The following is a 25,754-nucleotide window of genomic DNA, read 5'->3' on the forward strand; positions in this document are numbered from 1 at the left end:
CCGTGTTTTGTCATTTTAAGTAATTAATTATGCATACTTTTTATGTTGGCTTAAAAGTGAAATCCTTAATTTTTTTATAAATAAAACCCATAGTAAAACAGACTTTCTGTCCGATTTACTATGGGCATAACCTTATCTTGCCAAAATAAGCTCACACAGCATTCCAAACAAACCATGGGGCAAATTCCATGAATGTAACTGGGAAATAGTCTTTAACCGGTCTGTTTGATTCTTGATCAGAAAATAGATCTTTTCTTTTAGCTGATATTCAATCTGTGCCTGATTGAGCAAGTGGTAGAGATCTTTTTCTATATTATTGACTGCAAGATTTAATTTCTGGCCAAATTGTACCTTAAGTTCCTTTGTAACATTTGCACCTTCAAGATCAATGATAAGAGTATTTTGATCCATATCATAGCTTTTGGCATAGGGAATCTTGTCTCCATCCAGCTCCACACTGATTTCATCACAATCAGCAAATCCAACAAAACTTAGGCGGTAATTCCTCTTCTGTGGAATAAGATCCAGCTTGCCTTTTGCTCCTTTAATACAGAATACTCCCTCCTGCCAGTCAAGATACATGTCAGTCTTTACACAGGCACCCTGTGTATAGTCAAGGCTTATTCCATCATCTTCATACAAAGAAAAATGTCCGCTGTCTCCGGCGAATACTCTGATATTAAGATCCATCGGATTACCAAGGTCATTATCATATGTTTCCTCGTATCTCATGGGAATGATGGCACCAGCTTTCGCAAGAACCGGAATCGTATCGAGTCCGCGATACATTTCCACATATCGGTCACCATCATAAATTCTTCCATTAAAGAAATCAATATATATTCCTTCAGGAAGCCAAACTTTGACACAGGCCAGTTGCAGCTTTGGATCCATAGGATCTGTGACTGGTGCCACAATAAGCTCGCTGCCAAAATAATACTGGTTTTTCACCTCATAAGCCTCATCTCTTTCCGGGTACTGGTAGTACATCGGCTGAATCAAAGGCTCAGCTTCCATATGACAGCGATAATTCATGGTATATAAATAAGGAATCATATTATGACGAAGTCTTAAGAAGTTATTCATAACTTCATGCGCAATGGCATTATAGCGCCATGGCTCCTTGCCTGCAAACAGATTTCTTGTGCTGTGCAGACGCATAATCGGAGAAAATATACCAAACTGCAGCCATCTGGTAATCAGCTCATCATCCCTTTTACCAAACATATGTCCACCGATATCATGGCTCCACCAGCAAAAGCCTATATTGGAAGCAGTCGCTGTAAAGTAAGGCTGAAATCTCAAAGATTCCCAGGAGATGACTGTATCGCCGGAGAATCCAATAGGATAACGATGGCTGCCAACTCCTGCATACCTGGATAAAATTAAAGATCTCTTTCCATTCCTCTTCATGTCAAGATAATGGAAATGATTCAGCATCCACAAGGGATCAAGTCCTTCTATTTTCGACTTGCTTCCCTGCTGCCAGTCAATCCACCAGAAATCAACACCTGCTTCTTCATTGGGATGATGCAAATATTTAAAATACGCCTTTACGAAATCAGGATCTGTAAGATCAAATTGAATGGGTATTTCATTCTTATAGTCCACTCCAAGCTCTTTTGCCATATCTTCATACATCTCTTCATGGGCTCTGACACCATCAGCCGGATGAACATTAAGAGTAATATGATATCCTTTCTTATGCAGCCAATCCATAAAACCTTTTGGGTCCGGAAACAGCTCTTTATTCCAGGTATACCCTGTCCAGCCACTTCCAAACCTTGAAGGAATATCTACCAAATGCCAATCCATATCCAAAACAGCAACTGTTAATGGAATTTTTTCTTCTTCAAAATGCTCAATAAGCTTTTTATAGCTTTCCTCAGTATAAGGATAGTATCTGCTCCACCAATTGCCAAGGGCATATTTAGGGAGAAGTGGCACGAAACCAGTCAAACGATAAAAGTCTTTAAGACATCTGAGATAATTCCTGCCATATCCAAAAAAATAAAGATCGATCGAGTCATTCTCCCTCGGTACTGGCCAGCCATCTTCCCCGATAAGGAAAGACTTGCTGTCGTCGAGTACGGAGAATCCATTTCTGGATAATACACCTGGCTCCAGCTTCACCGGTCCGTCAGCCTCATCCAGAGTTCTTGCCGTTCCACCCAGATCTTTCACAGGATCTAAATAATGCCAGACACTATGGTATGCAGTAAGATTTCCTTTTACCTTAACGGTCAAGCCATTGGGAGAAAACTTCTTCTTATCATATGTAAGATGGATACCCTCTGTAATAATCTGAAGGCCCTGCTCATCATCCATGACCTGAAAATTTTGAGGCTCAAAATTTCTGTTAATAACCGTCTGACTGGCCCTATCCTCAAATTTTCCTTTCTCATCATATTCCATACGAATAAGGTATGGAGTCAGTATTGTAAAACGATAGCAATCGCCCTGCACTACGTTTTCCGGAATGCAAAGTGGGTTAGTTTCAAATCGATACACCATACGCAACAGTATCCTCTCTATGCCATTTTTTGTGTGCAGTCTGTTTGTTCAATATGAATGCACATTGAAAGTTTAATTTATGATTTGAATCATGATGCTTTGATGCGCAATATCACTGGTTCCTTCCCAAGAATCAGACGTCTTTCTTTTAGAGTAACCACTTTGTCATTGACCAGGTTCAGATATTCGCCATCTGGAATCTGGTTGATCAAACCAGATATATCATCATTTACTGTAAGATCAATCTCTCCACTTTTTAGCCCAACATTGAATATACCTAACAAAAGCTCATCTTCAAGGAAATAGCTGGCATAAATCACCTGGTCCGCTGGCATGGGATGTATTTTATACATGCCATGGGCAAAGATTTTATCCTTTTTAATATTCCTCAGTCTGATCAGATAATTCACGAAGTCCTCATCCAGTCCTCTCCAATCCACTGGATCTATAGCAAACAGAGAAGGGGTATGTGGATCTTTTGCTTCCTGTCCTGCATAAATCAAAGCTGCACCTTTTTCAAAATACATGAAAGCAGTCCACATCCGTAACATTGTTTCATCTGGAATAAGTGCTGCAGCTCTTGGATTATCATGGTTCTCCAAGAATCTTAACTTCACATAATTCTCTGGATAAATTGCTTCCTGCTGCCTTTTCTTTTCCAGGACTCTTTCCAGACTTTCTTTTCCTCTGAAATAGTTTAGCAAATCCCCGTAAGTATCATAGTCATAGCAAATATCAAAAGCTTCAAAAGTTTCACTGTCAGAAGCTGCATAATAACCTTTGCCTCTTACATATTCTATGAAACTGGGATGAACCGTCTCTGCAAGGAAAATAATATTTGGATTAATTTTTGTCACTTCTTCCCTGGCCTTCTTCCAGAATTCCATAGGGACCAAAGGCGCTACATCACAGCGAAAGCCGTCCACACCCAGTTTAACCCAGAGTTTTAAAGCATTAATCTGAGCGTCCCAGAGTTCAGGCTGCCTATAATCTAGGTCAATAATGTCTGACCAGTCTGCAACCTTATTAGCGAATTGTCCGTCCCGTTTAAAATAATATTCCGGATGTTCCTTCACGTATACGGCATCATGGGAGGTATGATTGTATACAACATCGATCATTACCTGTATGCCCATATCATGAATTGCATCAATCAGTTCCTTAAATTCTTCCATTGTCCCATATTCAGGATTAACTTTAGTATAATCCTGTATGGAATAAGGGCAGCCAATCCCTTTTTTATTCACCTGTCCTATCGGATGTATGGGCATAAACCATATTATATCTACACCCAGTTTCTTTATTCTCGGAAGATCTTCCAATACATCATTAAATTTGCCGGTCTTCCCATGGTTTCTCACATAGACAGAGTATATTACTTTGTTCCTTAAAGCTTTTGAAGTATTTTGGGCCATTTTTTCACCTCCTTATTCTTTGTTTGCACCAGCACTGAGTCCCTCAATGAGATATCTTTGCAGGAACAGATACAGAATCGTTATAGGCACAGCAACCAATACCGCACCTGCCGCAAACATGGTAAAGTTCTTATTGGTCTGCGAATTGATCAAATCATAGAGGCCTATAGCCAGTGTCTTTTTATGAGTAGATGAAATTAAGAAACTTGGTAAGATGTAGTCAAACCATGGTGCCATAAACTGGGTTATTGCCACGAAGGTAAGGATAGGGAACATAAGCGGCAGAATGATTTTGGTATAAATCTGAAGCTTGCTTGCTCCATCAATCATAGCAGCTTCATCCATGGATTTGGATACATTTTTCAGGTAGCCTTTGATCAGCCAGGTATTGTAAGGTATCTGCCCTGCCGAATAGATTAATACCAAAGCCAGAGGTTGATTTAAGAGGCCAAAATTCAGGAACAATACATATATGGCAATCATGCCCATAAATGAAGGGAACATCTGAAGAATAAGGATAGTTAATAAGCCCACTTTCTTCCCTGCAAATTTCAGACGAGCAAAAACATAACCCATAGTTCCTACCAATACTACAGATACTACCATGTTTACCACTGCAATCGCAAGAGTATTCAGATACCAACGTTCATAATCCGTTTCCGCAAACAACCGTTTATAGTTGTTAAGTGTCGGATGACTAGGTATAGCGGTGGCTGATGCCAGAGATGACCCCTGGTTAAAAGAGGCCCCTATAACCCAGACAACTGGATACAATATGGCGATTGCCGTAACTATCAGCACAGTATATATGCCGATGTAGGCAAGAATATCCTTAATACGTTCTTTAGTGGACATTTTTCGTCTATGTTTCTTTACTTTATCCATATTACTAATCCTCCTTAAACGCATCGCTTCTTAAAAAGTTCCACACAGATATGCTGCCGATCAAAATGAAAATCAAAATAGACATTACTGACGCCATATTATAAACTTTATATTCCTTTGTCATATTGTAAATCCAGGTGATCAAAATATCTGTGTGATCTGCATATTCATAAGCGATATTTCTCGGTCCCCCTCCTGTCAGGAAAAATACTACACCAAAGTTATTGAAATTCGATGCAAAGGACATAATTAAAAGCGGCGTAACCTGTGAAAGCAGAATTGGAAAAGTTATCTTCCAGAAACTCTGGGCATTGCTGGCTCCGTCCACTTTTGCAGCTTCATACAAAGTTTTATCAAAGCTGGTCAGGATTCCTGTCATAAGCATCATAAAATAAGGAACTCCCAGCCAGAAGTTTACAATCAGCAAAGTTATTTTTGCCAGTGTGGCATCGTTTAACCATGGTATATCGGCCCCTAACATTCGGTTCAGGGGACCGTAGGTCTGGTTGAGGAAATTCTTAAACACCAAAAGGGATACCATATTTGGAATTGCCCACGGTAAGATCAAAATGGTACGCCATATCTTTTTAAAGACAACTCTTTTATTATTAATAATTACAGCAAAAAACAGACCTCCAAAAAAGGTAGTAAAGGTAGAAAGGAAAGCCCAGGTTACTGTCCATCCTGCCACACCAAAGAAGGTACTTCTCCAGCCCGGAAGTTTTAAAATATTGCCGAAATTTGAAAAGCCTACCCAGTCGATCAAATCTGCAGGGGGATTATGATAAGCATCCCAGTTGGTAAAAGCAATCAGGAAAGAAAAGACAATAGGAAGTATGGTCACAAACAGCATCAGAATCAAACCTGGCGCACTCACAATATAAGCAAAGCTGGTTTCAAATACTTGTTTGTAAAACTCTTTGGTAGACTGAAGCTCTCCTGTTTCTCTATAATTTATATAAGTTTCATTAGCATCTTTTATGTTAATAAGCCATATTACAGCAAGGACTAGAAGGAGAAATACTGCCAAAATACCTTCGATCATTAATACCGGAGAATTATCCCGGAATTTCCCTCCTGTAATTTCTCCCAAAGTAATAAAGCCATGAAGACTCTTTCTGAAAAAGCCATAGCCCCAGTGTTTAGGCTGTCCGGGTATGCCAGGCGATACCAGAGAACTGGTAAGTATCTCAATCAATATATAAATAAGTTCAAAAACAAAGAAAAATACTGCTTTCCCCTTCTGTTTATTTCTCAGCTGGCCCAGACCAAGTACAAAGAATGATAACCAGCCAGAAGGAGTCATTTTGGGTCCTATTAACTTTTGCCACCATTTTAATGATTTTTTTACACTCATAGAAATATCCCCTTACCTTTCAAAGGAATTGCAAAGTCTTATGATAAAGATTTTGCAATTCCTTTCTGATATAATTGCTTTATTCTTGTTCTTGTTCCTGTCTTCCTGAGTTTTTCAAAGTACTTTGGTAATCTTCTTCTGACTTGGCCTGAGCATCTTCAATGGACATTTTTTCATCAAAGATGTTGGTCCATACATCACGAAGCGGATCCCACATGTAATTGCCTTCCTGAATTACAGGCATTGCATGGGAATAAGCTGCTTGTTCCAGGAATCCTTGACTGATTTCATCCTCATTTAAACCTGGTATGCTGTCAGAATTCTTTACAGCCGGTATCTTGCCCAGAACATTATAAACAGCATTCATGGCTTCATCACTGGCTAAAAATCGCATCAGATTCATTGCAGCATTAGGATAATCGGTATAAATATTCATACCGGTAACCTGAACTCCGGAGAATGTAACCGGTTGTGCACCATTATTAAAACGTGGTAGCTTCTTTGCTCCAACGATATCGGAAAGCTTAGAATCCTGTGTTAAACCAAATTTCCCTTCTGCAATCCATTCCTCAAAATTCTTTTTCATATCCGCAATTACCCAGGGACCACTGAAGGTTATTCCAATCTGCCCTTTCTGGAAACGTGCTGGTGCCTGATCCCATGTCATATCCTGAATGGTAGCCAGGCCCGGGAATAATCTCGAACCATCTCTGTTGCCATACCAGTCACCTGTTACAGATTGAATTGAAGAGGTTACCTGTGGTGATGTAATATCAAACTTTGTAGGATCATTGTTATTTTCACCAAATACACGATAGCCATCTCTTGTTAACAGGAAATAGTTATGGTAAGCATCATAAAGCTGCCATGCCAAAACCGTATGTTTATCTTCAGCCTGGTCTTCAAACCTGTCTTGCATATATGGAATTTCTGCTCCTGTCCCTGCAAAAGAGTTCCCCCAGGAAGCAACTCCATCAAATAATTCTTCAAGATAAATCTCATCTCTTTCAATTTGTTCCAAAAGATTGGTGGCTGTTAAAGGTAGGATGGTTGGTAAGGTAGGAAGCGCAGCAAGAATCTGTTTGTTATAAACCAAAGCGATATTTTCAACACTGGAAGGAACGGCATACATATTATCTTCATATAAAGTTACATCTACTGCGGAATCCTGCATTAATTCTCTAAATAGTTGTTCATCTTGTTCCGGAATCTGGAACAAAAGTCCAGCTTCTCTCATATCTACTACACTGTTGTGAGGCATGTAGAAAACATCTGCACCCAGTCCTGCAGGTCCATCAAGTTTCATCTTATTTGCAACATCAGCAGCTCCGACATTTTCCCATGTAAGAGGAACGTCAGGATATTTTGCACTCCAAATCTCAATAATCTTATTCGCATAAGCTTCATTATCTGTCCAAAGTTTTAACTTTGCGCCTTTTTCAAATACATATTCCTGTTTAGTCTCATCCCAGGTCAAATCTTCTGCAAACTTAGCTGTCACATTCTTTTTACACCCAGTCATTGAAAATATAAAGGCTAAAGTAAGTAGCAAAATACTTATTCTTTTCATTTACTTTTCCCCCTATTAGGTTTTGATTGGTTTATCGATAAACCAGTTTAAACATATCACTTTTATTGCGCACTGTCAATATAATTTTTTCCATATTTTAAAGTTTTACTGTAATAATTTCATATATTCTCATATCGAATCCACGTTGTATTTGGCATTTTTGTTAATATATGCACTTATTTTTAGCGCTGCTTTGCTCAAAAAATTTATAAAAGGTATATCGTTAAACCTAAGAGGGATAGCAGTAAGCAAACCAATAAAGTTCTGAATTACTTTTAACTTGTCAATCTTATGAAAATAATATAATATAAAAAACAAGTGCAAATGAAGGGAGGGTATAAGATATGTCCATCATTAAAGAAGTTGCTGCGGAAGCCGGCGTCAGTGTAATGACTGTTTACAATGTAATAAATGGTAACTACTCTAAGGTTTCCGAGAAAAAAATTAAACTGATTTTAAAATTGCTCGAAGAAAAGAACTATGTTCCCAATCTAACAGCTAAAAGTCTTGCCATTAAATCTACCAAAATTATAGGAATCATCGTTCCCGTTGGAGATGATGACTACAACTTTTTTAAAGATCCATATTTAAGTGAGTTAATCGGTGTGATTGAACATCTGCTCAGAAAAAAAGGCTATTATGCGATGGTGCGCTCTGTAATCCATGCTGCGGATATTTCAACCCTCCTTAAAACCTGGAATATGGATGGGGCTATTTTCCTGCTCCCTTATTATGATCATATCGCACATCAAATCCTTGCCCAAAACGATTTACCCATGGTTTTTTGGGACAGCTATTCGGATAATCCGGATATTTTCAGTGTGGGTATTGATGATTACAAAGGTGGCTATATTGCAACAAAATATCTGGTCAGCCTGGGACACACCAGGATTGCATTTGCAGGTTCAATTGGGGAAGACGGTGTTAAATGTGTTGTAAATCAGCGTTTTAAAGGCTATAAGGACGCTCTTAGGGAAGCAAACATCGAATTCCATGAGTCTTTTGTATACCCTTTTGCGCCAGTTTATGACATGGGTATAGTCGCAGGCAGAGAAATCAGCAAACGAAAAGGAGAGATTACTGCAGTTCTTGCCACCGCAGATGTTATGGCAATTGGGATCATGGAAGGTGCCCGCTTAAACGGATATCTTCTCCCTAATGATTTATCCATCGTCGGATTTGATAATATAGAAGCTTCTATTTTTTGTAGTCCCAAGCTGACAACCGTTTCACAGAATATCCCAAAAAAAGCAGAATGCGCAATTGATTTGCTGATGAAACAGATTAATGATGAGCCAACCCCGGAAAAAAGGCCCGTCCTTGATGTGGAAATCATCGAAAGACAGTCAGCGATACCATTAAGATGATGTTGGAGTACATGGTTCATTCATGTATTTCAACATCTGTTTTTTTGCATAATAAAATACACTTATGAAATAAATCCAACTTTAACACACTAGAAAGAGGATCCATTCACAAGTGCATCCTAAAATTCCCACTACATAAAAGGATGGTATGTATTAATTCTGATCATTTAATGATATGCACTGCGTTTCCCTGCCACTGTAAAAAGGAGAACAAACAGACATACTACTGTTGCTAGCGTTAGCAGTATGCCGATCATTCCATTAATCGGTATGGGCTCAAACATCACAAATCGTGCTGTAAAAGTAAATACTTGATAAGAAAAGTAGGAAAAAATGTTTCTAAAATCATAAGCTCCCAGAACAGGAATAAGCAAGCCATAAAGCAGTAGCCCTATCGTTGGTATCACCATACTTTTCAAAATGAATCCTAGTGAAAATCCAACAATTACGTAAAACAGCATTACTATAAATGATAAAAATAACTGTGGTATAATTCCATGCTCATAATTAAAAATATCTATTGTAAAATTCTTTACTGGTACTTTGGCAGCAACAATTGGATTTACAACAAGAGATCCTATAAAGGTAAAAATAAGTATAAACGACATTGTTCCAATCATTACAGCAATAACAGATAATAACTTTCCTAAAACGATATCCCTCTGGTTGTTGCCAACAGATACAAATTTGTATGTCTTGTATTTAAAGTCATATGTAGCAACATAAGCGGCATAGATACCGAAAATTAAAGTGCAAAAAACAAAAACTAAATACTCAAGAGTATTACTGATAATATTTCGTGGCTTTAAGTTTTGGATAGCAATGGCAAGGGATATGAAATCATCTTTTAATGGATTGCTTGTTATTTTTGAATTGTCTTCAACATAGATATTATTAGGTTCCTGTAATGCCTCTACTATATCTATCCCATTTTCTTTATAAGCCATTTCTGTCCTCTGATATCTGTTATGAGAAGATATTACACGATTATGTAACCCTATAAGGTGTGATGTACTTATGACAAGAAGTATAAAAACCAAAATCACAATTTTTTTTGAATGCCATTGATAGTACAGTTCTTTATTTGCTACTTGTAATATATTGTTTATAGATTTCATATAGCTTGTCACCACCTTTTTTATAATTTGAAATATGGGTTATTGTTCCAACATTAAGGACCAATAATTCGTTAACGATATTTTCATAAAATTCAAAGTGATGACCTGTGGCAAGGATTAAGGAATGATGACTTAAATCATTCAATTTCTCTTGTAAACTCTCAAGCGTTTCAATATCCAGTCCATTTGAAATTTCATCTATAATAAGATATCGGGGCTTATTAAGGATCGCTGCAATCAACGCCAGCTTTTTGCGTTCGCCTAATGAATAATTTTTTACATACTCCTTTAACTTCTGGTCTGTTAATAATCCAAGTTCTGAAATATAGTTTTTATCAAAGAATTTTTTATCGGATAACATTAATCTTATATTTTGAAAACCATTTAGATCATTGTAAAGTGGAATATCGTCAAATATGGCAAAAATACTTTTCCGTACATCTTCCAATACTTTACCGCTATATGTGATCGTGCCTTCATAATGTTCTAACCCCAACAGACACTTAATGAAAGTTGTTTTTCCACTTCCATTTTTGCCCATGATAAAATGAATTCGGTTCCCTTTCAAATTTAAACTTATATTTTTCAGGACAGGGATATTAGCATAACTTTTAGATAAGTTATTGACCTCAATCATGGAAACAGTCCTTCCCTAGTTCGGTTTGATAAAACGGTAATATGTTATAACTATTCCTATTTTATTCCCTTTATTTTACACCATTGTCGTTCAAATATCTACCCCTATATCCTTTATTTTCCTATTTGTAAACCTAGCCTAAAAAATTCCACAGCAAATGAAAACTTCTCTGCACTTGCTGCGGGATTTTAATATACATCCATGATATTCTGTGAACTTGTATCAATAGAGTAGACACAAGTTCAAGCTTTATTTTTAATATCTGATTAATTAATTCTTTATTCGTTCATCACATGTTCTTTTATCGCTAATATCAATAATTTATTTGCAATTAAAATAACAATGTATAAAACTAACTTTAGGTATTAAAATCTACTCATTCAATTAAAGACTTTACTCATAAACTCTATAAATTAATTGATCTGATTTTGCAACGATACTTTTCATATATGCCATTTTTTCTTCATCCAAATCGCAAAATTGGCACTTACCATCATATTTCAAAAATGAAAATAATAAATTCTTATTTTTATCTAATAACCAAATCTCTGACCATTTAAAACTTTGGTCCTGATCCAAGTAGTTTTTTGATAAAAGTTTTTTAACTGCATCATTGATTTTTCCTTCTATCTGACAGAATTCACGATTCCTATTGTGCTCTGAATAAACTAACAGACTTTCTTTTAATTCCTTAGCTATTTTCTCATCTTTTTTAGGTATATCAAATCCAACATATTCTGCCTCTTTTAAAATAAATTCTATGGATTGCTCCCAAAAATGTTTATAGTATTGGGAAAACATCGTTTCATCATGTAATAATTCAATGATTAAAGTTCCTTTATCCCCATCAACATTAAAATACCCGTAATTTGATAATACTGATATGTGATCTCGATTCATACTGATGATTTTTTCTACCATTTTATTTGTATTGGTTTTTTCATTTTTTATTGTAATATCTACTTTGCTGCCATTAAACTCCATAAGGCAAAAACATATCGTATTATAAAAATGCATGTATAAATCTCCCGGACTTATTATAACTTCAGCCTTTCTTTTAAATGGCTGTTCAATATATGTACTGACCTCGGATATCCCACTGCAGCCATATAAAATATAATCATACACAAAATGTTGCTGGGCATAGTGAGTATCTTTATATTCATCCATAAATAAAAACTTTAGTCTTTTCTCTAATGAATAACTATCCAAATATCTATTCGAATGCATCATTAAAAATTTTTTATCATAAAGTTGTATCTCCATTACACCCGGAATATTTTTTAACTGTTGAATTCTTGGCTCACCAAATTCTTCCCGAATAGACATACTATCTTTATCATCCTTTGGATTCATAATGCGATATTCATTAGGCCCAATGATATTAATAAAGCGTTGATCTGTTGTTATTAAATCAAATATTTCTTTCGAAAAACCACCATATCCAATAAAATTTCCTAAGTTAATTACATATTCAATTTGAGGATCTGCATTCACATAATCCAAAAAACTATTTAGAGCATACATATTTCCATTAATATCCGAAATAATAGCTAGTTTATTTGCTTTCACATCTATCATCCTTTTAATAAATTTTAATACTAAATTATGAATTAAAATATAAACCAGCTGATTAAGTTAATTGGTATAACAATCATCGAATTCATTCTTCGCTGGGATATCTAACTCCACGAGACCAGCGGATGACTACCCTTAAAAAGTTGTCAAGAAAATTGTTGACAATCCATGAACTTTTTTATTTAATTCACTTGCTATTAAATATTTATCGCTTTTAGAGCGATTTTAAGAAGTTCTTAATTTATTATCAATTGAATTCTTCATTCCACTTTAATGCTTTTCTTTCTAATTCTTTAACAAAAGCATCTTTTCCATCACAATAAGCCTCTATATCTGAAGGGTATTGAGCAGCCAATTTACTCTTTAGTTCTCCATATTCAAAAGCATCCTGAGGATGGGTTCTTAAATAGTCCCGTACTGCCAGATGCCTTTTGACCTCCTTAGAATTACTGATGTCAAATATATGAACATGGTGGGTCCTGACCTCTATTCCTTTTCTGAAAAATCTCCTGCCAGGTATACCAAATTCCCCTTTTGGCTCATAACCCAAACGCTCAAATGCTTCATTGCAGGCATCAATCTTTGTAATATCCCTTACCACCGGCATAATGTCAATAACAGGCTTAGCTTTTAGATTTTCAACAGAAGTGCTCCCGATATGATGAATCTCGATTAACTCATCCCCAAGAATACCCTTAATTTTTTCGGCTTCTTCCCTGAATAAAATGGGCCATTCCGGATTATAGTCTACGACTTCTACTTTCATAATATAATCATCCTTTCTATGGGCAGAAAACCTGATAGTCTGTACATCTCCTTATTCCAGCACCATATAATTATTTAAAGTCTGCTCTTTGTTTTCTTAATTCGGCTTTCCCAATTGCATAATATTATCATGCTACAATCCAAAATAAAATCTATTCATTTTAAAAGAGTTAAAAAAGAGTGAGTTTCTTAAATAACTGTGTTTTTATATTCTATTCTCATTCCTATACCGAAAATACAGGTAATCTTTTAATACACTTTAAATACTCTCAGCTTAATTGAGCGCATTTTTCAGTATTCTTTTCAAAATTTCCATTTCAAGAGTTTTAACGTTATAATCTATAACAATAAAAGGCTCTAGTAAGATAAAAATCTACTAAAACCTTTTTATATTCCAGTATATTTAAAAGATTAAATGGAGTGTATTATCTTGTAGCATTTCCAAAAACGCTGTATTATCTATTAATTTTTCTTGTTCCTCAATGGAATAATCCTGCTTTTTTCTCGTGAATTTTATTCTTCTTGTCTGTCTGTAATTTCTTACAAAGTTATATATACTTTGTTCATCTATATATCCAGACCTTGTCCATTCATAAATCAAAAAGTCATTTGATTTAAAAGTTATAGATGTATTGCTCCTGTGTGTAAAGCGTTCATCTTTATTAAGCATTTCTCTAGCCTTAGAAACAAATTCATAGGTATCCCTATCACTACTAAAGATAGTAATCGTATCAATACTTTCACTATAATAATAGGAAAGGATGTAACTTAAAACAGCAATAGATATCTCTCCTGCATTTTTCCTTTGAATCCTGTCATTTGAAAGCCTTTTTTGGTCTAATCCCTCTTCATAAAAAAGAGTAAGCCATTGTTCATAGGGATCTAAATCTTCTACAGGTCTATTCTTTAAGATATTTCTCTTGATAAAACTCACCAGTCTGCTCACATTGTAACAGCAGTACAAAAAGAAATAGTATAATTCTACTTCTTTATAATTAACTAATGATAAATAATCAACTTCATCTATAATTTCAACTTTTGAAATCTGTTTTAAATGGTTTATATACCTTTCTCTATTTTCGCTATCACAAACTTCAACCCATACCCATCGAGGAATAAAAATTATATCATATAAACTAAATATTTTTTCAGGATTAATAATAGCATGTATCCAGGTTAAAAACTCAATAGAGTTATTATCCAAGATACAAACTTTGAGAGACTTGTTCGTGGAGAAGTATTTTTTTAAGTCATCTATATCGTTTTCTTTCATTTAACCAACTCCTCCACTCCTTTTTTAATTCTATTTTTTAAGGTAATGAGAAATTGATAGTTATCTTGATGATAAGAAACATCTGAATTCTCTTTTATAGCTTTTTCTATTTTCTTTTCCAATCCTCCAAAATTCACAACATATGAAGGCTTTACTATATTCGGATCTAATTCTAAATCTATAAACTTCTGAACCAAGTTCTTTGGCTTATCATCAAAATGCTCCAGGACTTTTTCTTTTAAATCCAAATCATTATATTTTGTAATTGCTTCTTCAAACAGTTCTATCAATACTGCTTTGTATGGCGCCTTATATACATCCATACATTTTATAACTCTATCAATAAACTCTTCATCATCTAATGAATAGTAGTACTGGTATACGTTTCCGAAAATCATTTTTGCTGCAAAATAATCTGCTTTTCTTTCATTTAAATCCATATCAATGGCAATATTATGAGTCTCATCGCTTAAACTGGGATCATAGAACAAATGGTATATTTCATGCCACGCTACAAAATCTTGATACACACGAGGCTGAGCTGTATTAATAACGGGTATTTTAATCTTTCCCTTTGTAATAATAGCACCACCCCAATATTCATCGTCTATTGGAATCTGAATTAAATGGTTCTCTTTTAATACTGAAAGAGCTAGTTTATCCTGCCCTGTTACTCCTAACTTATTAAACCTGACTGTAAAATCATTGATCAATCTTAATATATCATCTTTAATCTGTTTATTTTTTTCAATAACTTGCTCAAGGTTCTTACTGGTTATTAATTCTGACATATTCTACACCTTCTTAATTGTAATATAGTTCGTACATATGAACTATATCTTCTAAAATACCAAACATCTCTTGAGCAGTAGGTTTTAACGCATGATTTTCTGGAGCATTATCAGATAAAGCAAAAACAAGTTCTTTTTTCTCACTGTATTTTAGAGTATAGTTTAACAGCTGTTCTTCATTTATATTTTGGCTTTGCATAATCTTTTGGATATGTTTTTTAAATGTAGTGAGATTATCAATCTCTCCTTTAATTAACTTGTCTAAAGTAGGTCTTGAAACATCAATAAGCGTTGAGAAAGAATTCTTTGTATACCCATTGTCTTTAATAAGCTTTAATATATTTTCTCCAATTAATTTTCTATTTTGAAATAGTAACTCCATACTCATTTTTTTCACCTCCTACTTTATTATATACCAAAAATACAAAAGACGATATGGATTTGTAAAAAATTTTTTTACATTACCTCCCGTTACCTTTCAGTTGTAAAATTTATTATAAAAAGCTTCATCAGAATCTAAAATTCTGAAATAGCTTAAAATATATGATTCATTCATACGTTATTTTGTATATAATAAATGCACCTATGAAATAAATCTACCAAAAGGAAATTTATCCATAAGTGCATTTCTCGAATGCCAACTATACATTAATTTCTTTATTAATTTCATCTGTTACAGAAAGCTTTGAAATATACATCAATTATATTCTGTTTTTAGGAAGCTCCTAGCGGAATATACCCAAGGACGATATTGTAATTTATTGAATCCTAGAATGACTGAAAAAGGCTTCATGCTTCCACTAATAATATCATTCTTAATTCAGTTCACAAAGGAACTGTAATAGGAAGTTAAACTTTTTGTGTCTACTCTATTGATTCGAATCCAAATCATTCAGTAACTTGCATGTAATAATGTTTAGCAAACTATTTCGTCAAATTATATTTTATTTAATCAAAATGAGAAATTCTCCCATACCTTTCCCATGAATACTTTAATATTTTATATATAGGTTCTTTCAAAATATATTGATATTTTACAGAATATGTGAATTCTTTAGCTTCAGTTTGTCCATTATCATTAATTATATTAACTTTTCGTGAAATAAGCTTATTGCCCGTATACTGTGTTTTATGAACCCAGTCTGAATTTAATAAATGCTCATAAGGATAACTAATATTTCTATCCAGTAACGGTTTGTTATTATGATTGATAAAATATTTTAGGTACTCTTTTTCAACAGATGACATTTCATCAACTCTAGTCCATAAAGCCTCTAATATTTCTTTAGTCTGTTGCTCTCTTTGTGCATCTCTATATTGATTATCACGTATCATCGAAAAAATCTTCTTAATGTATTTCACTAGAACTAAAATTGATTCAATAATTAACATCCAACACACAAAAATAAATATGACACCCCAAGAATATCCTAATCGCTTCATTATTGCTATATCATCACTTATAAAGAAAAAAGTTATAAAAGTTAAAAAAACAGATATTAAGGTTTGATAAAATTTACTCTCAAATATTTTACTAAAAATATTTTACTAATTCATTTCTTTGAATTAGCAATATTAAAGTAAACCCTCTGTACTATCTATAAATCCATCCTAACCCCATAGTTCTTCAGCCATTCTTTTCTTACTTCATAATCGGGCAATACAGAGGCTAAAAGGTTCCAGAATTCTTTAGAGTGGTCTTTATAATACATATGGCACATTTCATGAACTATTATATAATCAAGAGCATTGGATTTCGCCATGATACATCTCCAATTAAATAAAAGTTCATTTTTTGATGTGCAACTCCCCCATCTTTTCTTTTGCTCTTTAATTTTAATATGAGTTGGCGTTTGATCAAAAAATCTTTGATAGTATTTAACTCTTTCACTGATCACTTCTTTAGCCTTATCTCGGTACCACTGCTCCATAGCTTTTTTTATGATTTCTTCATTTTTATTGTTTGCTGTAACAATAAATTTTCCCCTAAAGAGTTTTACCTCCGGCCTTTTAATACGGGTATCTGTTCCTATTTCAAGAGAGTAGTTTCTCCCCAGATACATGAAGGATTCGCCGTTAACATATTCTCTTTTGATCGGCTGATAATTCATATGCTTAAAAGAATATAGTTTTTGAATGATCCAGCTCCCTTTTTCTCTTACTTTTTCAATAATTTGCTCCATAGTTGCATCGATGGGAGCTGTGACTGTAATAATATCAGGAGGCTCAACAGCAATCTCCATAGTTTTTCTTTTTGCATAGATTACTTTAAATGATAAATTGGTTGTTCCATATTGAACTTCTAATTCCATGCCATTCCCTCTTATGTCTTTTCACGTTTAATTTTAATAGGAAAGAAGTTACTCTTTTTCTAATTGTGCAAAATGTTTTTTGGCTAAGTTTAGCAGCGGATTCACCATTTGTTTTCTGATATTGAGCTTGATTTGTTTGAAATACTTCTTATTGAGCATCATGAAAATAGATCTTTCAATATCGGAGGTTTTCGTTGGATTATTAACCCAATCCACTGCATAATTATCTTCTACTGCTTTTCGAACATCAATAGCAATATTTTTTGATAGTTCTATGACATCATTTCCTATGTAGCTCTCTGATCCATCCTTTATTCTATGGCCATCCATAGCTTCGTCTACAATATACTTCTTTACTACTTCAAAAAATGCAAATTCTTTTTCATCAAGACCCAAGTTTTCTGATTGGGATTTTACTCCTTCTTCGACTTCTCGTTTAATAAATTCTTCCAGTCTCTTTTTTCGCTCGATGAAGTCATTCTTTGTCTCATCCAGTATTTTTTGAAGCTTTTCTAACAGACTGGTATAGAATACCGGGTTATCATCCATTTTAACATGTATCGCATGTTTTATTGCATGTTCCATGGCTGATGCCTGAGCTTCGTCAGATTTTAATGTATTAATCTTTTTCTTAAAATCATCTTCAAAAAGAGTTATAGGTTCTATCCACTGGATCACTCCAAGGGATTCTAAATACTCCTCGATAATCTCCCTAACCTTTTCTCCACAATCGCTGATATCCAATTCTTCTGACGGACTGTATTTTGCTTTTGCTCCTGCCCGAATATATCCTAACCATTTTAAATCATTTAAGATATCTGTTCCCACATGGGAAGGCAGTAATATTTCTACTGTACTTGAAAAACGTTTATAAGCAATCTCAAATTCAGCCCTTTTATTCATTGGCTCTAATACCTTAATGAGTTCATCCAGATTATTTTTATCTATGCCTTTAAACAGAGTCATAACATCTTCTCTGTAGGAAAGCATTTCTTTATACAAGTCGTTCATAGATTGCATGGGTTCTCCTAGTTCTTCTTTGTCAAAAATAGCCAGCGCTTCCTCCAGATAGTCAGACACTCCATAATAATCCACGACATAACCACATTGCTTCACAATATTAGCTTTTTTTACTTTGTCCTTATCCACTCGGGTAACATCCATAACGCAAGTTCTATTAACTCTTGCAATGGCTTGCAAAAGATTATGTTCTTTTAAAGGTCTGTCCAGATACATCACTTGTTCGATAGGTGCATCGAAGCCTGTGAGCAACATATCCTTTACGATAATAAAACAAAGTTTATCCTTTTCAATCGGCATTTTAAATCTATCTATAATGATTTCTTGCTCTGCTTTACTTGTAAAATGTTCTTTTAAATGGGGTGGGTCATTTAAATTGCCTGAGAAAATAACCTTACACTCCAGTTCTTCTCCAATGATGTCTTTCATGTGTTCCATAAGTGCTTTGTAGTATCTCACACAGGCTTCTCTGCTCACACATACTATCTGAGCCTTAAATCCATTAGGCAATATATTGTCTCTATAATGTTTTAATATATCAATGGCTATATCATTAATCCGATCTTTTGATTCTACTATCGCCTTTTTATTGGCATATTTTTGTTTAATGGCTTCTTTTTCTTCATCTGTTCTGTCTTCAAAAGCTTCATTAAATAGCTCATCAAGGCTGGAATCTTTGATATGAAGCTGCGGCATCCTGCCTTCATAGACGATTTTTACCGTAGCTCCGTCATCCACTGCTTCTTTTATTCCATATTTATCTATATATCCTCCAAATGTTCTTGGTGTGGACTTATCCCTTTTATCAATAGGCGTACCGGTAAATCCAATAAAAGTTGCATTGGGGAGGGCTGTTCTCATATTAGAAGCTGTATCTTTATACTGACTTCTATGGGCTTCATCGGACAAAACAATAACATTGGATTTTGTAGTTAATACCGGATAAGGGAGGATAAATTTCTTTTTTATCTTTTTTCCATTCTCAATAACTTCTCTTTCTTCTGTTTCACTTTCAAACTTCTGAATGGTGGTCATAATAATCTTGGGCTGAGCTTCTGACAAGAGCCGCTTCATAGTAGCGATTTTGTCAGCTCTTTCCGGTGTAGTGATTTTAGATAAGGTTCTTATGAATGTAGCATATATTTGCTTGTCTAAATCAATTCTGTCTGTAACAATCACAATGGTAGCGTCAGAAAGTTCCTTAGTCCTCTTGATCTTTCTTGCCAGCATAACCATCGTCAAAGATTTTCCTGATCCTTGGGTATGCCACACAACCCCACCCCTGGACAGGGGATCTTTACCTTCTTTAAGTCTTTTAATAGCTTTATTTACAGCTCTAAACTGCTGATATCTGCAAATTTTCTTTATAGTGACTCCATTATCGGTTTCAAACACAATGAAATTTCTCATAATATCAAGGAGATTATTTTTTTCTAATAGCCCTTGTAAAAATAAATTCTGCCCATTTTCTTTAATCCCTGAAACCTGATCTCTTTTTATTGGATAGGGATCTTTCCATTCCAAATAGTGATTGTATTTTGAGCTGATGGTTCCAACATAGGCATGATATTTATTAAGTATCCCTGTAAAAAAGTTGGTATAAAAAAGTCGTGGATTGCCTTCTAAAGTATTTCTGTCTCTTTCATTCATATATCGTCTTAGTTGTTCGAAGGCTTCTTTTTTTCCTATGTTTTCATTCTTCCCTCTCTCTAAAAAAGGAGATTTACATTCTAAAACCACTACAGGAATGCCATTGACAAACACTACGATATCAGGAAAAATCGATTTCCCCGAAAGGGTCTTTACTTCAAACTGCCTTGTGACTAGAAAATCGTTATTATCTACATTCTCCCAATCGATAAAATATACGGTTTGAGGCTTCTTTTGACCATTCCCGTAAATGTCCTGGTCTACAGTAAATTTTAAGTCTACAATGGCGTCATATAGCTTTTCATTGATCTCCAAAAGGCTTGTCCCCAGATTCTCTGGTCTGCTTAGGTACCGAACAGACTTATTAAGATTATCTTCATCCATCCATGGATTAAGTCTTCTTAAAGCCTTTTTTAACCTATTCCCCAATATGACTTCTGTAAAAGTTTCCCTTTCTCCCTTCTCAGGAATCAGTTCTTTCCCATGGATAAAGTCGTAATGTAAGACATTCTGCATATATTCAATAGCTGGAAGTTCTACAAGTGTTTCTTCATTACCAAGATAATTACTCACTATGATCCCCCACATCTTACCCTTTACTTTATAATATAGCTAACTCATACCCTTTATTTTTCATATAATGTCCTTTAATTATTGCAACTTTAATGAGTTGCTCTAAAAACTTTTTTTCGGTTGTATCTATAAATTTATCATTAATGACATCATATTTTCCAAAACAAACCGTATTCTTTTTTACTATATCAATTCCCTCTCTTGCAAGATCCATAACTAGCATATCTCTATTTCTTTCTCTTTCTTCTTTTGTCATGTTTCTACTAAATAATTTTAGCTGTATTTCCAAACTAATTTCTCCATCAGAATAGCCCATACTTAAATTAATCGATGTCAGCATCCCTCTATTGTTATATACAAAAATTCTATAATATCCTGAAATGTTTTCGTATAACTGAATAGAAATTGGCATTTCAAAATCATTACTTACTATTGTAAACTCTAAGTCTTTACCAAAGAAATTAGTTTCCGCCAAATCGCCAGCTTGATTATTAATACTATAACTATGTCCCTTGTTTAATATGAATTGATTTCCATTAATAAAAATTTCTTTTAAATCTACTGATAAAATCTTATTGGTAAAATTCTGAATTATCGCTTCATTCATCAATCTATTCCCCTATACCTCTATAACCTCTCAATATACAAAATCCAAAATTTCTGCAGTTCATTTATGCGTCTTGTGTGGATTTATTTACAATTTTTATATTTTTCTAAAAATGTTTTAATAGTATCTCATATCAAACTTTTCCATGCCTTATTACATATACCTACTCTAAACTTTTACCCTAATCTTTCCTGTTAAAAGTTTCTGCATAAGTCCTTTTTTGAGTTTCTGAAGTTTTTCTTTTTTTAATTCATATTGTTCTATTTGCTCATCTACAGAAGATAAAATTGTAGCTATCTTTTCCTGTTCTTTAATAGAAGGCACAGCGATTTTATATTCTTTAATAATCATTTGACTTATATTTGGTTGAGCTCCCCCTGCTCCTAATTCAATCAAATTTTCTTTATTAAAACTCAAAATATAATATAGATATTCATAACTTAGTATTTCTTCCTTACATATAATCGCACAACAGGCTTGATTAGTTGTTAGCTCTCTCTTCGATATCGATACTTTACCTATTGTTGCTCCATACATAGCTATCAAAACTGAATTAATGGGTATTAATTTAGCTGATGATTTTAAAACAGCTTTTTCTGTGATTTTTTCTTCTGAATCGAAAATATATTTTTGGTTCAGCTCACCAGTTTTTAACCACGGAATAGTCCCGTTCTCGTAATACTCTTTATGAGATCTACTTGGAGTCCCTCCACTTATAGTATCTCCTACATCTTTGATCCTGAGTATTTCCCACTCTTCTGGTATTTTTCCTAGCTCCGTATCCTTAAACCTACTATGGCCAATTCCTTTTGTAAGAAGCCTCTGCATAAGTCCTTTTTTCAGTTCCTTTGTTTTTTCTATAAGATTATCAGTAATTTCTATTTGCTTATCTACAGATGATAGAATTGATGCTATCTTTTTTTGTTCTTCAATAGATGGAACTAATATTTTTATATTCTTTATATTGGATCTAGATATTCCATATACTGTCGCACCTGTGGCTAATTTTACAAATTGCTTTCTAACTTGTGTTGTACTAAAACAATATTTTTTATATAAAGTATGGAGTTTTTTAATTTTATCTTTTGCAACAATAGTGTGTAGACCTGCTACAAATTTTTCATTATTATCATTAATAATTACTACACTTTTTCCTATACCTTCATAATCTTCGGACGCATCTGCAAAAACTACATCGCCTGTATTCAACAATAATTCTTCTTTTAATTTGTTAACTTCAATATCAATTTTAGGTAACCAGTCACTATCTTCTTTTATACTAAAGTAATTCTTATTTTTTTTATGGATATCACCATAATGCAAATAATAGATACCATGTTCTGATAAATTATCTCTTGAAATAGATATTCCACTATAAAAGTTAAAAAGATCTTCTAATTTTTCAATTTCCCAGTGGATAGGTATCTCTCCCTGTTCTGTCATCTTATATCCTTCTCTAGCCTTTTCCACTCTTCTCACCTGCCTCTATATTATGTCAAATCCTAGTTCCTCGAGGTACTGGTTTAACTGCTCTTCTGCATCTGCTATTTTAGATTTCAATTCTCTTATGTCCTGCAATACCAAATCAATATCTATTTCTTCCTCTTCTTCTGTAGTATCCACATATCTGCTTATATTCAGGTTATAATTATTTTCTTTTATGGTATCCAAATCTACGACATTGGCATATTTTTCGACATCTTCATATGCATCAAAAGTTTTTACAATCTTTTCAATGTCTTCATCTCTTAATTTATTTTTATTACCATCCTTAACAAAGTCTTTACTTGCATCAATAAAGAGAACCTTATTCTTTCTTTTTTCATCCTTATTTTTAGTAATCACAAGGATCGCTGCGGGGATACCTGTTCCATAAAAGATGTTTTGTGGCAGTCCAATGACTGCTTCTATCAAATCATCTTTAAGAAATCCTTCTCTGATCTTTCCCTCTGCTCCTCCTCTGAATAAAACACCATGAGGAACTACAGAAGCCATTTTACCCTTTGCATTTAAGCTTGCAATCATATGGGACACAAAAGCCAAATCACCATATGACTTAGGAGGTATTCCATAAGGAAATCTGTGGTATTGATCGGTACTTGCCTCTTCTGATCCCCAATGCTTTAGTGAAAACGGAGGATTTGCAAGAACTTTGTCAAAAGTCTTTAATACTCCACCTTCTGTATGTTTTGGTTCTCTTATAGTATCACCTTTTTGAATATCTGCTCCTTTAGCCCCATGTAAAATCATGTTCATTTTACAAATAGCCCAGGTAGAAAGATTGATTTCTTGTCCATATAAAGAAATATTTTTGTAATTACCCCCATGCTCTTTGATATATCTAAGACTCTGAATCAGCATACCACCAGAACCACAGGTAGGGTCATAGATGCGATCTCCTTCCTGGGGTTTTAATAGATTGACCATCACTTTAACGACCTCTGTAGGGGTATAGAATTCTCCTCCCTTTTTACCACCTTCATCAGCAAATTGCTTAATTAAATATTCATAGGCATTTCCGAGAATATCTTCAGACTCTATACATTCATTGGATAAATTCATACTATCAAATATAAGTAGTAATTGATTTAATTTCTTATCGGGTACTCTTTCTTTATCATTATAATTTACGGTCGTTAGGACCCCTATTAATTCACTGTTTTTAGGTTCATCTTCAATTGCTTTAAATGCCTTGTCCAATTCAGGTCCAATGTTTAGATTTAAGTTTTTTAACTTATCCCATCTGGCCTGTTCTGGAACATAGAAAGTTTCATATATAGAAGGATCGTTTAAAAGCTCCTGGATTTCTTCCTCTTCCATCCCTTGTTCTCTAAATTCTTTTTCCCTAATGACTCTCTCAGAATTAAATTCATCATTCATTCTTTTTAAAAATAACATTCCAAAGATATAATCCATATATTGGGTAGCCGAAAGTTCTCCTCTAAGTACATCAGCACAAGCCCAAAGTTTTGATTCTAATTGCTGTTGTGTCAGTTTCTCCATAGTTCTCTCTCCCTGCATATGTATAATAAAATAAAAAATCATCAGTTTTTGTAAATTATATTTTACCATATTCTCATATTCTGTTCATACTTTTCTTACTTTTATTCCTTTCGAATATAACTTTATATACAAAGAATGATCTTCTTCTATAAATATAATAAAAAATAAAAAGAGAAAAAACGGGATTAAACCATCTCTTCTCTCAAAATTTTTAGATTCTATAATAAAATTCTACACTATTTATTTTTTTAACACTTATGATGTAAATTTGGCCATATCCAAGTTTATTAAAAACACATATAAACAGGAAGCGTCCTGCTAGCCCATGAAAAATATAAATTTAAAGATCTTTTCAATACTTCCCTGGTACATTTCATATCTTTTACATAATCATCTGCAATAATCTTTTGGATTTCAGGAGTAAGGGGGAGTACATACTTTATAAATTGTTTTTCAGTATCCGACCATGTATAACAAGTTTCAACCATTTCTCCTTTGATATTGTCATAGCATTGATTTTTAAAAGAAACTTCATCTATCTTCTCAAACTCTTTAGAATACTTATTGCCACCGCTGCTAAGAATTTCTGCTTGGTCTTTTATGGGCAGTTCTTCTATTTTTCCATCAGAGGTGATCGTGAACAATTTATAGGCATTACTGTTGCCTGAAACATATTGTCCAATAGCAAAGTCCATACTGCCGTCATTGTTGTAATCATCAAATTCTATATTAAAAACGCTCTGAAAAATCAGCTTCTGCTCATTGAATGCTTTATTGAGGTCCAGTTCCGAAAGGATCTTTCCTTTTTGGTCAATAAGTTGAATATAAAACTTGCCCTCCCAATTGGGACCCATATATGGCCCTGGTTCTTTTTCTTCATAATACCTGCCATCAGTCATTTTTAAGATAAGATTTTCATTATATGAATCTTTGTTAAAGTCAATAATATTCTTGGAAAGAATATTGCTATTGATCATATCATTAGAACTTGCAAGGCTTTCTGAACCAGTCAACCCTGCAAGGCCTGCTGCCAGCAGGACAGCTGCTAAAATAAACCTTTTCCATGAATCCTTTTTAATCATTACACTCATATTTTTCTCCTTTTTATACTAAAACTGAATATAATTTGGCCTTTAATGACCACAAAATCATTACATATCCTCTCTATCTATATTTTGATGTTACAATTTGCAATATTCGTTTGTCAACAGCAAACTGCATTGTGTCAGTGTCAACTTGTTCTCGGTTTTTAAAAAGCAGGTTAACCCTCTTTTTGGGATAACTCATATAATATAGCCACTATTCTTTATACTTCTCAG

The 25,754-nt window shown here is 34.1% G+C and carries 20 protein-coding genes and 1 pseudogene; 2 read left to right on the plus strand and 19 right to left on the minus strand.

The window, feature by feature from the left end:
• Positions 1–132 precede the first annotated feature (132 nt).
• The 5 genes from JOD07_RS06010 to JOD07_RS06030 all read right to left on the minus strand — a co-directional run bounded on the left by JOD07_RS06010 (position 133) and on the right by JOD07_RS06030 (position 7,741).
• Positions 133–2,514, minus strand: a complete 2,382-nt coding sequence (locus tag JOD07_RS06010) for a glycoside hydrolase family 31 protein (RefSeq protein WP_243144537.1) — start codon at positions 2,512–2,514, stop codon at positions 133–135.
• 89 nt (positions 2,515–2,603) lie between these two features.
• Positions 2,604–3,929, minus strand: a complete 1,326-nt coding sequence (locus JOD07_RS06015; RefSeq protein ID WP_158739500.1) for an alpha-amylase family glycosyl hydrolase — start codon at positions 3,927–3,929, stop codon at positions 2,604–2,606.
• Positions 3,930–3,941: 12 nt separating this feature from the next.
• Positions 3,942–4,814: a sugar ABC transporter permease gene (locus tag JOD07_RS06020; RefSeq protein ID WP_243429255.1), complete on the minus strand. Its 873-nt coding sequence runs from the start codon at positions 4,812–4,814 to the stop codon at positions 3,942–3,944.
• A gap of 4 nt (positions 4,815–4,818) precedes the next feature.
• On the minus strand, positions 4,819–6,171 hold the full coding sequence (locus JOD07_RS06025) for a carbohydrate ABC transporter permease (RefSeq protein ID WP_158739498.1): 1,353 nt from the start codon (positions 6,169–6,171) through the stop codon (positions 4,819–4,821).
• A gap of 79 nt (positions 6,172–6,250) precedes the next feature.
• On the minus strand, positions 6,251–7,741 hold the full coding sequence (locus tag JOD07_RS06030) for a sugar ABC transporter substrate-binding protein (protein WP_204612824.1): 1,491 nt from the start codon (positions 7,739–7,741) through the stop codon (positions 6,251–6,253).
• A 344-nt stretch (positions 7,742–8,085) separates the two neighbouring features.
• Here JOD07_RS06030 and JOD07_RS06035 point away from each other — a divergent pair, with 344 nt between their 5' ends.
• Positions 8,086–9,108 carry a LacI family DNA-binding transcriptional regulator gene (locus JOD07_RS06035; RefSeq protein WP_204612827.1) on the plus strand — a complete coding sequence of 341 codons (1,023 nt, stop codon included), beginning with the start codon at positions 8,086–8,088 and terminating at the stop codon, positions 9,106–9,108.
• Between the two features lie 167 nt (positions 9,109–9,275).
• On the opposite strand, the gene JOD07_RS06040 is transcribed toward JOD07_RS06035, so the two are convergent.
• From JOD07_RS06040 to JOD07_RS06050, 3 genes are all read right to left on the minus strand, one after another.
• On the minus strand, positions 9,276–10,055 hold the full coding sequence (locus JOD07_RS06040) for a hypothetical protein (protein WP_204612829.1): 780 nt from the start codon (positions 10,053–10,055) through the stop codon (positions 9,276–9,278).
• Between the two features lie 133 nt (positions 10,056–10,188).
• On the minus strand, positions 10,189–10,863 hold the full coding sequence (locus JOD07_RS06045; RefSeq protein ID WP_204612831.1) for an ATP-binding cassette domain-containing protein: 675 nt from the start codon (positions 10,861–10,863) through the stop codon (positions 10,189–10,191).
• Between the two features lie 393 nt (positions 10,864–11,256).
• Positions 11,257–12,435, minus strand: coding sequence for a metallophosphoesterase family protein (locus JOD07_RS06050; protein WP_204612833.1), 1,179 nt, complete (start codon positions 12,433–12,435; stop codon positions 11,257–11,259).
• Positions 12,436–12,473: 38 nt separating this feature from the next.
• Here JOD07_RS06050 and JOD07_RS15370 point away from each other — a divergent pair.
• Positions 12,474–12,587, plus strand: a pseudogene (locus JOD07_RS15370) (integrase core domain-containing protein); the annotation flags it as partial.
• 101 nt (positions 12,588–12,688) lie between these two features.
• Here the strand turns inward: JOD07_RS15370 and JOD07_RS06055 are convergent.
• The 11 genes from JOD07_RS06055 to JOD07_RS06105 all read right to left on the minus strand — a co-directional run bounded on the left by JOD07_RS06055 (position 12,689) and on the right by JOD07_RS06105 (position 25,526).
• Positions 12,689–13,207 (minus strand): GrpB family protein, encoded by a 519-nt coding sequence (locus tag JOD07_RS06055; protein WP_158739617.1) that lies wholly within the window; start codon positions 13,205–13,207, stop codon positions 12,689–12,691.
• A 402-nt stretch (positions 13,208–13,609) separates the two neighbouring features.
• Positions 13,610–14,479: a hypothetical protein gene (locus JOD07_RS06060; protein ID WP_158739492.1), complete on the minus strand. Its 870-nt coding sequence runs from the start codon at positions 14,477–14,479 to the stop codon at positions 13,610–13,612.
• Positions 14,476–15,270: an ImmA/IrrE family metallo-endopeptidase gene (locus tag JOD07_RS06065; protein WP_158739491.1), complete on the minus strand. Its 795-nt coding sequence runs from the start codon at positions 15,268–15,270 to the stop codon at positions 14,476–14,478. Before JOD07_RS06065 ends, JOD07_RS06060 begins: the two co-directional genes overlap by 4 nt.
• A gap of 13 nt (positions 15,271–15,283) precedes the next feature.
• Positions 15,284–15,658 (minus strand): helix-turn-helix domain-containing protein, encoded by a 375-nt coding sequence (locus JOD07_RS06070; RefSeq protein WP_158739490.1) that lies wholly within the window; start codon positions 15,656–15,658, stop codon positions 15,284–15,286.
• Between the two features lie 560 nt (positions 15,659–16,218).
• The gene (locus JOD07_RS06075; protein WP_204612835.1) at positions 16,219–16,605 is read right to left on the minus strand and encodes a hypothetical protein; all 387 of its coding nucleotides are present in this window, start codon (positions 16,603–16,605) and stop codon (positions 16,219–16,221) included.
• A 263-nt stretch (positions 16,606–16,868) separates the two neighbouring features.
• Positions 16,869–17,582: a M48 family metallopeptidase gene (locus tag JOD07_RS06080; protein WP_204612837.1), complete on the minus strand. Its 714-nt coding sequence runs from the start codon at positions 17,580–17,582 to the stop codon at positions 16,869–16,871.
• Between the two features lie 48 nt (positions 17,583–17,630).
• Entirely contained in the window at positions 17,631–20,825 is a 3,195-nt protein-coding gene (locus tag JOD07_RS06085) for a type I restriction endonuclease subunit R (protein WP_330636173.1), read from the minus strand.
• Positions 20,826–20,853: 28 nt separating this feature from the next.
• Complete coding sequence (locus tag JOD07_RS06090) at positions 20,854–21,432, minus strand: hypothetical protein (RefSeq protein WP_158739486.1); 579 nt, start codon at positions 21,430–21,432, stop codon at positions 20,854–20,856.
• Between the two features lie 168 nt (positions 21,433–21,600).
• Positions 21,601–22,902 (minus strand): restriction endonuclease subunit S, encoded by a 1,302-nt coding sequence (locus JOD07_RS06095; RefSeq protein WP_204612841.1) that lies wholly within the window; start codon positions 22,900–22,902, stop codon positions 21,601–21,603.
• Positions 22,903–22,917: 15 nt separating this feature from the next.
• Positions 22,918–24,435: a type I restriction-modification system subunit M gene (locus tag JOD07_RS06100; protein ID WP_158739484.1), complete on the minus strand. Its 1,518-nt coding sequence runs from the start codon at positions 24,433–24,435 to the stop codon at positions 22,918–22,920.
• Positions 24,436–24,722: 287 nt separating this feature from the next.
• The gene (locus JOD07_RS06105; protein WP_204612843.1) at positions 24,723–25,526 is read right to left on the minus strand and encodes a hypothetical protein; all 804 of its coding nucleotides are present in this window, start codon (positions 25,524–25,526) and stop codon (positions 24,723–24,725) included.
• Between the last annotated feature and the right edge of the window lie 228 nt (positions 25,527–25,754).

Source organism: Defluviitalea raffinosedens, from assembly GCF_016908775.1.
Classification (GTDB): Bacteria; Bacillota; Clostridia; order Lachnospirales; family Defluviitaleaceae; genus Defluviitalea; species Defluviitalea raffinosedens.